This is a genomic window from Anaerococcus sp. NML200537, assembly GCF_026131715.1.
Lineage (GTDB): Bacteria > Bacillota > Clostridia > Tissierellales > Peptoniphilaceae > Anaerococcus > Anaerococcus kampingae.
Window position 1 is genome coordinate 33,557 of the sequence record NZ_JAMXSL010000003.1, and the last position, 12,419, is coordinate 45,975.

At 34.9% G+C, this 12,419-nt stretch carries 17 protein-coding genes, 1 tRNA gene and 1 pseudogene; 12 read left to right on the forward strand and 7 right to left on the reverse strand.

Annotated elements, in window-relative coordinates:
• The first annotated feature begins 7 nt into the window (after positions 1–7).
• The 10 genes and pseudogenes from NH288_RS01325 to NH288_RS01370 all read left to right on the forward strand — a co-directional run bounded on the left by NH288_RS01325 (position 8) and on the right by NH288_RS01370 (position 7,176).
• The gene (locus NH288_RS01325) at positions 8–481 is read left to right on the forward strand and encodes a hypothetical protein (RefSeq protein ID WP_265212484.1); all 474 of its coding nucleotides are present in this window, start codon (positions 8–10) and stop codon (positions 479–481) included.
• A 120-nt stretch (positions 482–601) separates the two neighbouring features.
• Positions 602–747 (forward strand): annotated as a pseudogene (locus NH288_RS01330) (conjugal transfer protein); the annotation flags it as partial.
• 94 nt (positions 748–841) lie between these two features.
• A complete protein-coding gene (locus tag NH288_RS01335; RefSeq protein ID WP_265212486.1) occupies positions 842–1,195 on the forward strand; it encodes an SdpI family protein in 354 nt (117 codons plus the stop codon).
• 228 nt (positions 1,196–1,423) lie between these two features.
• A complete protein-coding gene (locus NH288_RS01340) occupies positions 1,424–1,750 on the forward strand; it encodes a hypothetical protein (RefSeq protein ID WP_265212488.1) in 327 nt (108 codons plus the stop codon).
• A 5-nt stretch (positions 1,751–1,755) separates the two neighbouring features.
• A complete protein-coding gene (locus tag NH288_RS01345; RefSeq protein WP_265212490.1) occupies positions 1,756–1,947 on the forward strand; it encodes a helix-turn-helix transcriptional regulator in 192 nt (63 codons plus the stop codon).
• A 230-nt stretch (positions 1,948–2,177) separates the two neighbouring features.
• Positions 2,178–3,560 (forward strand): aminopeptidase, encoded by a 1,383-nt coding sequence (locus NH288_RS01350; RefSeq protein WP_265212491.1) that lies wholly within the window; start codon positions 2,178–2,180, stop codon positions 3,558–3,560.
• 147 nt (positions 3,561–3,707) lie between these two features.
• A complete protein-coding gene (locus NH288_RS01355; RefSeq protein WP_265212493.1) occupies positions 3,708–3,947 on the forward strand; it encodes a Veg family protein in 240 nt (79 codons plus the stop codon).
• Positions 3,948–4,012: 65 nt separating this feature from the next.
• Complete coding sequence (locus NH288_RS01360; protein WP_265212495.1) at positions 4,013–4,852, forward strand: PHP domain-containing protein; 840 nt, start codon at positions 4,013–4,015, stop codon at positions 4,850–4,852.
• Positions 4,830–5,792: a D-2-hydroxyacid dehydrogenase gene (locus tag NH288_RS01365; protein WP_265212496.1), complete on the forward strand. Its 963-nt coding sequence runs from the start codon at positions 4,830–4,832 to the stop codon at positions 5,790–5,792. Before NH288_RS01360 ends, NH288_RS01365 begins: the two co-directional genes overlap by 23 nt.
• Before the next feature lie 10 nt (positions 5,793–5,802).
• Positions 5,803–7,176, forward strand: a complete 1,374-nt coding sequence (locus NH288_RS01370; RefSeq protein WP_106461755.1) for an alanine/glycine:cation symporter family protein — start codon at positions 5,803–5,805, stop codon at positions 7,174–7,176.
• 44 nt (positions 7,177–7,220) lie between these two features.
• On the opposite strand, the gene NH288_RS01375 is transcribed toward NH288_RS01370, so the two are convergent.
• Positions 7,221–7,601, reverse strand: a complete 381-nt coding sequence (locus NH288_RS01375) for a VOC family protein (protein WP_265212497.1) — start codon at positions 7,599–7,601, stop codon at positions 7,221–7,223.
• Between the two features lie 147 nt (positions 7,602–7,748).
• Here NH288_RS01375 and NH288_RS01380 point away from each other — a divergent pair, with 147 nt between their 5' ends.
• Positions 7,749–8,042 (forward strand): DUF2089 domain-containing protein, encoded by a 294-nt coding sequence (locus tag NH288_RS01380; protein ID WP_265212498.1) that lies wholly within the window; start codon positions 7,749–7,751, stop codon positions 8,040–8,042.
• On the forward strand, positions 8,039–8,365 hold the full coding sequence (locus tag NH288_RS01385; protein WP_265212499.1) for a hypothetical protein: 327 nt from the start codon (positions 8,039–8,041) through the stop codon (positions 8,363–8,365). The genes NH288_RS01380 and NH288_RS01385 overlap by 4 nt, the downstream gene beginning before the upstream one ends.
• A 56-nt stretch (positions 8,366–8,421) precedes the next feature.
• On the opposite strand, the gene NH288_RS01390 is transcribed toward NH288_RS01385, so the two are convergent.
• From NH288_RS01390 to NH288_RS01415, 6 genes are all read right to left on the reverse strand, one after another.
• Positions 8,422–8,934: a GNAT family N-acetyltransferase gene (locus tag NH288_RS01390; protein ID WP_265212501.1), complete on the reverse strand. Its 513-nt coding sequence runs from the start codon at positions 8,932–8,934 to the stop codon at positions 8,422–8,424.
• Positions 8,931–9,734 (reverse strand): class I SAM-dependent methyltransferase, encoded by an 804-nt coding sequence (locus NH288_RS01395; RefSeq protein WP_265212503.1) that lies wholly within the window; start codon positions 9,732–9,734, stop codon positions 8,931–8,933. Before NH288_RS01395 ends, NH288_RS01390 begins: the two co-directional genes overlap by 4 nt.
• 121 nt (positions 9,735–9,855) lie before the next feature.
• A tRNA-Ala gene (locus NH288_RS01400) sits at positions 9,856–9,931 on the reverse strand.
• 78 nt (positions 9,932–10,009) lie between these two features.
• Positions 10,010–10,276, reverse strand: coding sequence for a hypothetical protein (locus NH288_RS01405; protein ID WP_106461777.1), 267 nt, complete (start codon positions 10,274–10,276; stop codon positions 10,010–10,012).
• Between the two features lie 10 nt (positions 10,277–10,286).
• Positions 10,287–11,627, reverse strand: a complete 1,341-nt coding sequence (locus NH288_RS01410; RefSeq protein WP_414731743.1) for an MATE family efflux transporter — start codon at positions 11,625–11,627, stop codon at positions 10,287–10,289.
• 10 nt (positions 11,628–11,637) lie between these two features.
• The gene (locus NH288_RS01415; RefSeq protein WP_106461780.1) at positions 11,638–12,396 is read right to left on the reverse strand and encodes a bifunctional hydroxymethylpyrimidine kinase/phosphomethylpyrimidine kinase; all 759 of its coding nucleotides are present in this window, start codon (positions 12,394–12,396) and stop codon (positions 11,638–11,640) included.
• Positions 12,397–12,419 lie beyond the last annotated feature (23 nt).

Consider the following 12,419-nt stretch of genomic DNA (forward strand, 5'->3'; position numbering starts at 1 on the left):
GAGAGCTATGAAGAAAATTAATTACAAAGTAGCTGATATTATCTTTTTACTCGCACTTTTTGTAATACTTAAACCATTTCTGAAATATGCATTTCGAATCGCAAGATCTAATAGTGACACAATTCTTGTGGCTATAGGAATTTCATTAGCATTTTGTAGTTTATATATCCAAAGATTCTTTTTTAGACCTCGACACGAAGAAATAGTAAGTTTAAGGAAAAAAGGATGGGGAATAACAGGATATTACTCAAAGCGTTCGCTTAAGAATGAAGAAATATATATCAAATCCTATAATTTGTGGATTAAATTCGGAATAATATTCTTGCTCCTTGAATTATCGGGATTATTAGTCGTGTATGTATTAAATGGATGCTTTTTGAATAATAATATGCTTTTAGCACATATTGTAATTCTTTGTATATTACAAGTAGTTCCATGGATTTTAACGATGATAAGAGAGAAAAAATATGAAAAAAATTGATATAACTGAATGGTAAGAATTTGATATCAAGGAATTATTTACCAAAATCCTACAAAATATCATCGATTGACAAATAAAGATTTAATGCAAGATACCTGTATGAATAGTTCTATTCATATTTTGTCAGATAAATTTGATATTACAAAGCACAAGAATTACAAGCTCCTTGAGGACTATGATAAAAGAATGTATTTGATATTAAAGATTATATTAAGAGAAAAGGTAAAGTTAAGCTTAATAGAAATACAGTAATTACAAGATTGTAATATTTTCTGTTATAGCTTTATGTGACATGGGTATATATAATATAATAGAATAAATTAGAATTTGCGGAGGTGAATTATGGGGTTCTGGATTTTTATGTTCATAGTAACATTATTGATACCGGCTGCTTTATTATTAACATGGTATCTATGCCCAAGATTAAAAACAATTCATAATGCAAGTGGATATAGGACATCACGCTCTATGAAAAATCAAGATACATGGGATTTCTCGCAAAAATATTGTGCGAAAATATCTCTGTATATGTTTTTTCCAGCTCTGATTTTAGCTATTGCAATAATGCCGATGTTTTTTGGCAAGCCAATAGATACAATAGGGTGGATAGGACTTGCTATTACAATTATTCAAATGATGAGTTTTATTGTAATTATTATTTTCACTGAAAGAGCTTTAAAGAAGACTTTTGATAAAAGTGGAAATAGATATTAATCACAAATCCCAGTTTGTCGAACGGAATATAAAGTATTAAAAACGATTAGAAATAAAAAATCTAGTCGTTTTTTTATTTTAAGAAAGGATATAAGTGATTCTATCTATGATGGTAGAGGACTTCTAGGTATATGAACTTAATTTCATTATTTAATGTCAAAAGTATTTGACATAAAAATCCAAAGGGTATATGATAATGTCAAAAGAATTTGACATCAGGAGGTCAATATGAATCTTATAAAATTTATTGAGTCAAATCAAATGTTTGGTATAGGTTTACTATGGTTATTTCTGGTTGCTTCACTAGTATGTACCTTAATTATGATAGTAACCTTAATTAAAAAAGGAGATGAAAGAAAGGGATATATTGTAAAAAAATCTGGATTAACTGCATTAATGGTAGGGTTAATATTTCTAATTTTAAACATAATTTGGAATATTTTCTTTGAACAAAATTCAAGCATAAGCTTTGAAGATAATCCGATATTTTATGTCGGTATAATATCAATAGCTTTTAATATTTCCTACCTAATTAATATGAGGAAATACAGGTAAGAGAAATGAAAAATCATATCAAAGAATATAGAACCGAGAAAGGATTACTTCAACAAGAATTAGCTGATATATGCGGAGTCAGTAGACAAACTGTTAATGCAATTGAAAACAATAAGTACGATCCAACGCTTGAGCTTGCTTTTAAGTTAGCTCTTGCTCTTGAGACCACTATAGATGAATTATTCATATATGAATAAAAAGATTGAGCCAAATTTTCTTAAAGGTGATGTTGCAGAATAGGTAAATCTATTCTGCTCATCACTTTTTTGTGTGTCAGGAATTTCTTAAAGTGGTGTGAAAGGTGATAGATCGTGTCACTATATTTTTGTAAGAATTAGAAAAAAATAAGTGATTCTTTCCACAAACCAGTATAATAATATAAAAAGAAAGTTAGGGGACCAAGGTCTCCTTTTTATTGGGAGGAAATATGGAATATAAAAGAACTAATGCTTGGCTTGCCATGGATGAGGCTGACCTTGATAAGTTAGAAGCCATGTCTAAAGATTATTTAGACTTTATGGATAAGGCTAAGACTGAGAGAATGGCTGTTAAGGAGATTGTTAAAAGAGCTGAGGCAGCTGGTTTTAGAAATCTTGATGATTTAATCGCAAGTGGTGACCTTAAGGCAGGTTCTAAAGCTTATGTTATCAATAGAAATAAGGCTGTGGCAATGTTTGTGATTGGTAGGGAGGATTTAGAAAAGGGTATGACTATTGTCGGTGCCCACCTAGATAGCCCAAGGCTTGACCTTAAGCCAGTTCCACTTTTTGAAAAAAGCCACGCAGCTTATTTAAAGACCCACTATTATGGGGGCATTAAGAAATATCACTGGACAAATATTCCCCTTAGCCTTGTGGGCGTAGCCTTTACTAAGGATGGGAAAAAGGTTGATATTTCAATTGGAGAGGACGATGATGAGCCAGTATTTTTCATCTCTGAGCTTTTAATCCACCTTTCAGCTGATCTTAACCAAAAAAAGGCCAGCGAAGTTATAACAGGTGAGCAACTTAATATCATGGTAGGCTCAATTCCACTTAAGGATGAGAAGGAAAATCCTATTAAGAAAAATGTCCTTAAGATTTTAAATGAAAAATATGGGATAGAAGAGGAAGATTTCCTTACAGCTGAGCTAAATGTAATACCTGCAACCAAGGCTCGTGAAGTAGGCCTTGATAGGTCAATGATTATGGCCTATGGCCACGATGATAAGGTCTGCTCTTATGCAGCCCTTAAGGCAATCCTAGAAGTAGAAAATCCAGAAAAGACCCTAGTTGGACTTTTTGTAGATAAGGAAGAAATAGGATCTGTTGGTGCAACAGGCATGACCAGCCAATTTTTCGAAGATATGACCCTTGAAATCCTAAATGCCTTTGGCAAGGGAAATGTTGTTAGCTTAAAGAGAGCACTTAGAAATTCTAAGGTCCTTTCAGCAGATGTGACCCTAGCAGAAGACGCAAATTTCCTAGAAGCTACAGAAGAGATGAATACAGCCAAGCTTGGCCATGGGGTATGCCTAACCAAGTATACTGGCAGCCGTGGCAAGGGTGGCTCAAATGATGCTGACAGCGAATATCTAGCAGAGGTGAGGACCGCTTTTGGAAAAGAAGCTGCTATTTGGCAAACAGGTGAGCTTGGCAAAATCGACCAAGGTGGTGGCGGAACAATTGCCTATATCCTTGCAGAATACGGCATGAGCGTAGTCGATTGCGGTACACCAGTGGTATCTATGCATGCTCCTTTAGAAGTTATCTCAAAGGCAGATTTATATCAGACTTTTAAAGCATATCTTGCCTTCTATAAACATATCTAAAATACTGATATCTACCCATTTGATCAGCTATAAAAACTTTGCAAAAAATATTTGACAATACTTTTAGCAGGTGTATAATATATATTTTTTGACAAATAAGTCCCTCTAAGGTATAATGATATAAGTATCAAACGGAAGGATGATTAAATGGCACAAAGATCAGTTCACGATATTAGAAAAGAAGTTGAAAGTTCGGTGGGTAAGGAAGTAATTCTCAAAGCCGATATGGGCAGGAAGAGAGTTAAAACTAAGACAGGTGTCATAGTAGATGCATTTCCAAGTGTATTTACAGTAAAGGTCAACAATGATTTTGATGTAGAAAGAGTAGTATCATACACATATTCTGATATTCTTACATCCACAGTTAAGTTGACTCCAAATAAATAAAAATAGGGGCTGGCAAAACGGCTCCTTTTTTTATTAAAAAAATTCTTCCAAAAAGAAAGGAAACTATGAAATACGCAGACTTACACATGCACACATCTTATTCAGATGGGGATTATAATATAGAAGAAGTAATAAAAATGATGGCTGAGGCAGGACTTAAAAAAATTGCCATAACAGACCACGATAGGTGCGATCATTATGATAAAATAAAGGTCCTTGCCGATCTTTATGGTCTTGAAACTATAAAGGGTATAGAAATATCAGCCTATGACTATGAAGTGGGTAAAAAAGTTCATATAGTAGGTCTTTTCTTGCCAGATTACACGCCTAATATTAAAAAACTTAATGACCACATAAATAAGCTCAGAGAAGCCTGTCATATCGAGCTTTTGCCTGAACTTGCTAAAAAGGGATTTGACCTTGACTATGATTTTGTCAAAAAATTTGCCCCAAATTCTATAATCTATAAGTCAGATATATTTTGGGCCCTAAAGGCCAAGTATCCAGAAAAGATGGAGGGTCTTGGCTTTAAGGATATTTTTAAGGAAAAAACTACGGATGACCTGGCTAGGAAAATGGGCTACATACCAGTAAAGGATGCCATTTCTGCCATAAATGAAGATTCTGGCCTATCAATTCTTGCCCATCCACAAGAATATGACAATTGGGATGAGATTGAAAAGTACGCAGGCTTTGGCCTAAGAGGAATTGAAATCAATCACTCCAGGATGAAGGGCGATGATTTTGAAAGAGCAAGGGAAATTGCTAAAAAATTTGATTTTATCATGTCAGGAGGGTCTGATTTTCATAGATTGGGAAGATTTGAACTAGGAGATTATGGTCTAAGTCATGATGAATTTGATAAGTTAAGAGAGGATTTTAATGACAAATATTGTAATTCTTGATTCTAAACCCCTAAATCCAGGCGATATGAGCTTTGGTAGCCTAAAGAAGCTTGGAAATGTGACAGTTTATAAGGAATGCCCAAACGACATAGAAGAAATAATTAAAAGGGCCAAGGATGCTGAAATTCTCCTTATTTGCTATACAAAAATTACAAGAGATATTATAGAAAAACTTCCAAAGCTTAAATATATCGGTGTCCTATCGACAGGCTACGATTCTATTGACCTAGAGGCTGCAAGAAATAATGGGATTGTCGTTACAAATGTGCCAGCTTATGGAACTGATGCTGTGGCCCAGTTTGGCCTTGCTTTCCTTCTTGAGCTAACAACAAGGGTTGGTCACCACGATGGGGAAGTTAGAAAGGGTCGCTGGAAAAAGGAAGGCTTCTGGTATTTTGGAGATTTTCCACTAATAGAACTAGTTGGCAAAACCATTGGCATTATGGGACTTGGTAAGATTGGACTTGCAGCTGCCAAAATATATAAGGCCATGGGAATGGAAGTTATTGCCTACAATAGGAGCGAGAATGAAGAGGCAAAGGCTTTCGTAGAATATGTGGGCAAGGATGAAATATTTGAGAAATCCGATATAATAGACCTTCACCTGCCTTTAAATGATCAGACAAAAGATATTATCAACGAAGATTCAATTTCTAAGATGAAAGATGGGGTTATTATCATAAATACAGCAAGGGGCGGCCTAATTGATGAGGATGCCCTAATGGCAGGCTTAGATTCAGGCAAGATTTATGGGGCAGCCCTTGATGTCAATAAAACAGAGCCTATAAATGACGATAACCCAATGCTTGCTTATGATAATATAATCATAACCCCACACATGGCCTGGGGACCGGTTGAAACTCGTCAGAGGCTTCTAGAAATTGCCATAGATAATATCAGGGCCTTTGAAGCAGGTAAAGCGAAAAATGTAGTAAATTGAGAGGAGAATTATGAATATATTTATTGATATTGCAAACTTTATGTGGGCCAATGTAATTGGCTATGTCCTTTTGGGGGTGGGCCTTTATTATTCAATAAGGCTTGGCTTTCCCCAATTTCGCTATGCAAAGGATATCTTCCATGTCATTAAGAAAAATCTGAAATCAGATTCAAATGTATCTGGTTTTGCAGCCCTTGCAACAGCTGTAGGTGGTCAGGTTGGGACAGGATCCCTTGTAGGAGTTGCAACAGCCCTTGTAGCTGGAGGTCCTGGGGCTATATTTTGGATGTGGATTACAGCTCTACTTGGAATGATTATTACCTTTGCAGAGACAGTCTTGGGGCAAATTTATAGGGTGAAATTAGAAGATGGAACCTACAGGGGCGGTCCTGCCTACTATGTGAGATTTGGTCTAAAATCTAGAATAATGTCAGTCATAACTGCTATTTTTTACATAATTGGTGTAGGCCTTTGCATAGCCTTCATGCAGACAAACTCCATAGCTCAAGCCCTTACAGGCGTATCTAATATTAATCCAATTTACATAGGGGTAGTGATTACGATAATTGCTGCCATAGTTACAATCGGTGGGGTTAAAAGGCTTACAGATATTTCAAGTAAGATAGTTCCAGTTATGGCGGGTTTATACATACTTGCAGTTTTATTTATCCTGCTTACAAATATTACTAAGGTCCCAGCAATGTTTTCAGATATCTTTAAAGGTGCCTTTGGACTTAAACAAGCCTTCGCAGGCCTTGGTGGTTATACAGTAATGACCACCTTTAGGTATGGGGTTGCAAGGGGCTTATTTTCAAACGATGCTGGTAATGGTATAGCAGGTATCATGCATGCTTCAGCAGATGTTAAACATCCGGCAGAGCAAGGATTTTTGGGTATGTTTGGAACTTTTGTTACAACAATCATAATATGTACCCTTACAGCCTTTGCCATCATGCTTACAGGAGTATTAGGAAATGGTAACGATGGTATAGTCCTAGTCCAAGATGCTTTCCAATCACAACTTGGCAACCTTGGTCGTTGGATGATATTCTTTGCTATGCTAATGTTTGGTTTTACAACCCTAATAGCAGACTTATTCTATGGTGAAACCAATGTCCTTCTAATATTTAAGGAAAAAGCAAAAATCCCACTTTGGATCTATAGGTTAACAGCCTTCGCCATGTTTATAATTTCAACCAAACTAGACCTTCACGTGGTCTGGGGAATTATAGATGTCTTTGTAGGTATAATTGTATTTATCAATGTAATCAGCTTATTTTTACTCTTCAAGAAGGTAAAAGAAGTAATGGATGATTATGAAAGACAAAAAAGCCAAGGCATAGAAGACCCTCTTTGGAAAAGAGAAGAAGAATATAAATTATAGAATTTAAAAATCCGGATGAGATCAAAAGATCAAATCCGGATTTTTTATCTTTCTTGGATAATCTCTATCCTGTAACCATCTGGGTCTTCTACGAAGAAATATTTATTAGAATCTGGCCTAAGGCCTTTAATTTCTGTCACTTCATAGCCTTTAGCCACAAAATCTTCCCTTAGAGAGATAATGTCTGGGTGGGAAATAGCTATGTGACCATAGCCAGTACCTAGGTCGTAAGGCTCTTCCTGGTCGTAATTGTAGGTTAATTCTAATTCAAATTCTGGTGAATCAGGGAGAATTAGATAAACTAAATCAAATTTCTTTTCAGGAAATTCCTTTCTTCTTGATTCTCTAAATCCTAATTCTTCAGTATAAAACTTAAAGGACTTATCAAGGCCCTTGACTCTAATCATTGTGTGTAAAAATTTCATAGATCCTCCTTATTTTATATATAACCTAAAAGGGGAATCTTACACATTAAAATAATATTAAAGTAAGTTTTTCGATTATATTTAATAAAATTAAATTTGACTTTAATATTATTTAGGTTTATAATGGTAGTAACAAAGGAGGATGCCATGGGAAATGATAAGAGAGAATGGATAGAAAATCTCGATGATAGCGAAATCGACTTTATCAAGAGATTTATCCTAGAATCGGGATCCTTAAAGGAAATGGCAAAAATCTACGGTGTATCCTATCCGACAGTCAGGCTTAGGCTTGATAGGCTGATTGAAAAAATAAAACTATTAGACAAGGAAGATAAGTCCTATGTGAGCCTAATAAAATCAATGGCCATAGACGGAAAAATCACCCTAGATGCTGCCAAGATTTTGATTGAAGAATACAAAAGGGAAGGAAGAGAGAAATGAAAAAATTATTAGGATTATTTTTAGGCTTAGGGATATATACTTTTTTAATTCCACTTATAATTCAAATCATAATTTGTAAAAATACCAAGGGAAGATGGGGGCTAATAATACCAATCTTATCTTTTCTAAGTACACTTTTCTGGTATATTGGACAAGTATCTTTTGATGCCTATGGGGAAAATCAGGTCACCATACCAGGCTTCATCATAGGTCTTATTATAGCAAATATACCAACAATGATTCAGTATTTGGTTTATATTTACTACAAAAATAAGAAAAAACAAAAAGACGAACTAGACAAGATGGAAATAATGGATATGTAAAAAAACGAAGCTAAGGGAGACCTTGGCTTCGTTTTTAAATTGTAGGTAGTTATTAATTATTTATTTTCAAGTTCAAGATATAAGATTCCATCAGATTCGTGAATGATATTAAAACCTAAATCTATATGGATTTTCAAAGCAGCTGCACGTTCTTTTTCAAAATCATTGTGAAGGACCCTTATAGAATCAAAGGAAAAAGCCTTCTTAATTAAAAGTTTTAGTCCTAATTTTCCATATTCTTGGCCCCTAAATTCGTCCTTAATCACAATTCCTATGTCCCTAGCATGAGCATTAAGCTTTGATGGATGGAAATTTACATCACCCACAAAGACCTTTAAATCTTGGTCATAAATATAGGCGTAAAAATATTCTCCTGGATTAGTAAAATAAAGGTCATACCATTTTTCTAAGTAGGTGTCATCAAGGTTGATAGTACCAGTCTCCTTATTATATCCAGGAAAATCCAAATCATAGCCCTTGTTGTATGCCATTGTGGCAGGATCTTTTAGGAGATTTTTTGCAAAGTCTAATTCCTTTTCTTTTGGGATGCATAAGTTGATATTTTTCATTTTTTATTTTTGCAAACAAAAAGCAGGTGGTTAGTCGCACCGAGAGTTTCTGGGTCCTTGCAGTGGCTTAGGTGCCAGTCTAGGTAATTTTTAAAAGATTCTTCAGTCATTTCCTCAAGCTTATTACTCAAAACTTCTGCATAACCATCGCTTGCTATTATTTCTTTTATTTTTATATTTGCATCCTCAATCATTATTTTAGCTTCATTGACCTTGAAAAATACAAAGGGCCTATCAATTAACCTTTGTTTTTCATTATCATAGCTAGGACCTGAAAAAATATCTGTATTGAAGTTTATTGTCTCGCTAATTAAAACCATATCGTGATTTATAAAGGAAATTAAGATATGACCAGTATTCTTGCAGATTCTTTTGGCTTCTTTTAGGACATCCTTTCTGTCTTTTTCATTAGAGAGATGGTACATAGGACCAAAGATTAGAACTAGGTCAAAATAATTATCTTCCAAGTCTTTAAGATCAAAAGATGACTTATTATAGGCCCTTATATTTGAAAAATCCTTAGCCTTCGCCTCTAAGGTCTTAAAATTTGAACTTGCTGGCTCAAAGGCAATGACTTCTTTAACTTTAGTGGCAAGGGGGATTGTATAAACACCTGTCCCAGCCCCAACATCTAGGACCTTGGAATCTTTATTAATTAATTTATCAATTTCTATTTGGGTGGTGATTTTCTCTACCAGGCCAGTTCTTGACTTAAGACGAGCTTCTTCGTCAAAAAGTTTATAAAGCTCTTCGTTTCTTTCTAAATCATCATCTATTTTAATAATATTTTCCATATCCATGAAATTCTCCTTTATGTAAATATACCTTAAAATAAATAGGATGTGGAATAAGTTATTGAACTTGAAAAAAATCTTATTATAAAAAAACATCCGAGAATCAATTCCTCGGATGTTTGCTATTTGGTGGAGAATAGGGGACTTGAACCCCTGACCTCTTGGCTGCCAGCCAAGCGCTCTCCCAGCTGAGCTAATTCCCCAAATATAGATTTATTATACCACAGAAGAAATTTAAAAGCCACCCAAATGGATGGCTTTTTGACTTAGTGAAATTACTATTAGTTATTTCCTTTGTCTTTTGATTCTGTTTCTTTTTCTACTTTTTGTTCAGCTGCATCTTTAGCTGCATCTTTTGCTTCATCTTCAGCTTTGTCAGCATCTTCTTGAGCATCTTTTGCTTCTTCTACTTTGTCTTCAGCTTTTTCTTCTGCTGGAGCTTCTGTTTTAGTAGTTGTTTCTGTTGGTTCTTCAGCTTTCTTGTCTGCTGAGTTTCCACATGCTGTTAGTACTAAAGATAGAGCTAGTAGTGATAGTAATTTTTTCATTTGTACCCTCCTAAATTTTTTTGTGTACCCATTCTCCTTTGTTGAATCTGTATCTTAAACTTACAAACCTTGATGCTTGGTCAGATAGGATACCAATCCAGATACCAGCTAGTCCTAAGTTTAGTATGTTAACACAGATAAGAGTTACTATTGATCTGATCAATGTAACAGATACTAGTGCAACTCCTAAGGTATATTTTACATCACCTGCGGCTCTTAAGCAACCCCCATAGATGATTTGTGATATTTGTATGAGGTTGATAAATATCAAGAACCTTGAAATTTCAACGCCCATGTCAAGTAAATGTTCTTTATTAAAAAATATAGAAAATATGTTTCTTCCGAAAAATATCAATATTGCAGATATTATAAGTGATGCTAAAAATCCTATTTGCTGGCAGGTTTTGCCGTATTTTTTAGCTTCTTCTTTCAGACCAGCACCGAGGGCATTTCCTGTTAGGGCTATGGCTGCTACTTGCATACCATCACCTAGGGAAAATGATATGGATAGGAAATTCATTCCGACATTATGGGCTGCAAAGGCATCTGTTCCAAGTTTTGCAGCTGTTATTGCTGTTACTAAGAATCCTACCCTAGCTGATACATTTTCTATGAAGATATTGACTGCTAGGTTTTTGATTTCTTTTGCAATTTCTAATGAAAATTTAAATTTACTTTTTATTATTTGGCTAAAGTTCATATAAGAAGTCTTTGAAAATAGACTTATTATACACATTATGGATGCTACGACTGTTCCCAAAACTGTGGCAAGGGCTGCACCGGCTACTCCCATTTTTGGAAATCCAAATTTACCATTTATGAGTAGGAAGTTAAATCCAATATTTACAAAAGATGATACAAGGTTTGAAAAGAAGGCTATCCTTGTATTGCCACATCCCCTGTGGGCGGCATTTATTAGCATTGATAGGCAGTTAAAGAACATTCCTACCATGGTTATGATGTAATACTGGTAGGCTAGGTCGTGGGTATCTGTATTTGATCCAGCAAATTTAAGGATTGGATCTGCCAGAGGAATCATGATTAGGTCTACTACTATTACAAAAAATATCATGATATAAAGCGCTGTAGTAAGGGTTTCATTTGCCTTAAATCTCTTGCCTTCTCCTTGCCTACGGGCTACAAGTGCTGATACAGATGCATTTATGGAGAAGAAAACTGATAGGGGTATAAATTTTGGCTGGGTAACAAGTCCTATCGCTGATATGGCTGATGGTCCCATGCTTGATACCATGAAGGTATCTATCATACCTGCTATGGAAATAAATAAAAACTCAAGAACAGCTGGCCAGGCTATTTCAAGAGATTTTTTGAAATAGGCTTTATCTGCTATTTGCATTTTCCTATCCCTTTATAAGTGTGAGGTATTTTTCAATATTTACCTCGCTTGCACCAGGTTTATCTTTATCATTGGCCCTTAAAATTTTGATTATATCCTGGCAAGTCTTATCAATTGCAGCTTCTGAGTCATAATTTTTCAATTTATAGCCTATGAAAAGTCCATCGAACAAATCTCCAGACCCACCGACCTTGAGGTCTTGCTTGTCAAAATAGATTGTGAATTCATTTTTGCCATAGACTTTGACACAATCCTTATCTTCATCCTTACTAGAAGTTATAATCAATTCTTTCTTATTATCTTTAAAAGAATCTATATCAAGGTCTAAAAACTTTGCTTCTGTTTCATTTGGAATTACAATGTCAGCCAGGTCTAGAAGGGACTTGTAATTTTCAATTTTTCCATCATCAAGACCTGGATAGAGACTACCATCATCTCCCATTATTGGGTCTAGGATGATTGTTGTTTCATAGTCTAGATTTTCTAGAAAATCTCTTATTAGGTCTCTTTGGTCCTTATCATCTATGTAGCCTATAAAAATTGTATCAAACTTAAAGCCAAGCCTTGTCCAATTATCTAGGCAATCTTTGATGTAGCTATTCGTATTTAAAAATGCATTTCCGCTTAGAGAAAAGTTATTTGCAATCATTGCTGTTGGTAACAAAAAAACTTCCACATCCATATAGGCTAGGACTGATGCCATTAGTCTTGCAGCAATCTTACCTTTGGATACGAAGTCATTTAAAATTAAAACATTCTTCATTTAAACTCCTTATTATCTTTATA

Excerpts from the sequence above, each read along its gene's own strand:
- NH288_RS01325 (WP_265212484.1), top strand. The coding sequence starts at position 8 with ATGAAGAAAATTAATTACAAAGTAGCTGATATTATCTTTTTACTCGCA.
- NH288_RS01335 (WP_265212486.1), top strand. The coding sequence starts at position 842 with ATGTTCATAGTAACATTATTGATACCGGCTGCTTTATTATTAACATGG.
- NH288_RS01340 (WP_265212488.1), top strand. The coding sequence starts at position 1,424 with ATGAATCTTATAAAATTTATTGAGTCAAATCAAATGTTTGGTATAGGT.
- NH288_RS01345 (WP_265212490.1), top strand. The coding sequence starts at position 1,756 with ATGAAAAATCATATCAAAGAATATAGAACCGAGAAAGGATTACTTCAA.
- NH288_RS01350 (WP_265212491.1), top strand. The coding sequence starts at position 2,178 with ATGGAATATAAAAGAACTAATGCTTGGCTTGCCATGGATGAGGCTGAC.
- NH288_RS01355 (WP_265212493.1), top strand. The coding sequence starts at position 3,708 with ATGGCACAAAGATCAGTTCACGATATTAGAAAAGAAGTTGAAAGTTCG.
- NH288_RS01360 (WP_265212495.1), top strand. The coding sequence starts at position 4,013 with ATGAAATACGCAGACTTACACATGCACACATCTTATTCAGATGGGGAT.
- NH288_RS01365 (WP_265212496.1), top strand. The coding sequence starts at position 4,830 with ATGACAAATATTGTAATTCTTGATTCTAAACCCCTAAATCCAGGCGAT.
- NH288_RS01370 (WP_106461755.1), top strand. The coding sequence starts at position 5,803 with ATGAATATATTTATTGATATTGCAAACTTTATGTGGGCCAATGTAATT.
- NH288_RS01375 (WP_265212497.1), bottom strand. The coding sequence starts at position 7,601 with ATGAAATTTTTACACACAATGATTAGAGTCAAGGGCCTTGATAAGTCC.
- NH288_RS01380 (WP_265212498.1), top strand. The coding sequence starts at position 7,749 with ATGGGAAATGATAAGAGAGAATGGATAGAAAATCTCGATGATAGCGAA.
- NH288_RS01385 (WP_265212499.1), top strand. The coding sequence starts at position 8,039 with ATGAAAAAATTATTAGGATTATTTTTAGGCTTAGGGATATATACTTTT.
- NH288_RS01390 (WP_265212501.1), bottom strand. The coding sequence starts at position 8,934 with ATGAAAAATATCAACTTATGCATCCCAAAAGAAAAGGAATTAGACTTT.
- NH288_RS01395 (WP_265212503.1), bottom strand. The coding sequence starts at position 9,734 with ATGGATATGGAAAATATTATTAAAATAGATGATGATTTAGAAAGAAAC.
- NH288_RS01405 (WP_106461777.1), bottom strand. The coding sequence starts at position 10,276 with ATGAAAAAATTACTATCACTACTAGCTCTATCTTTAGTACTAACAGCA.
- NH288_RS01415 (WP_106461780.1), bottom strand. The coding sequence starts at position 12,396 with ATGAAGAATGTTTTAATTTTAAATGACTTCGTATCCAAAGGTAAGATT.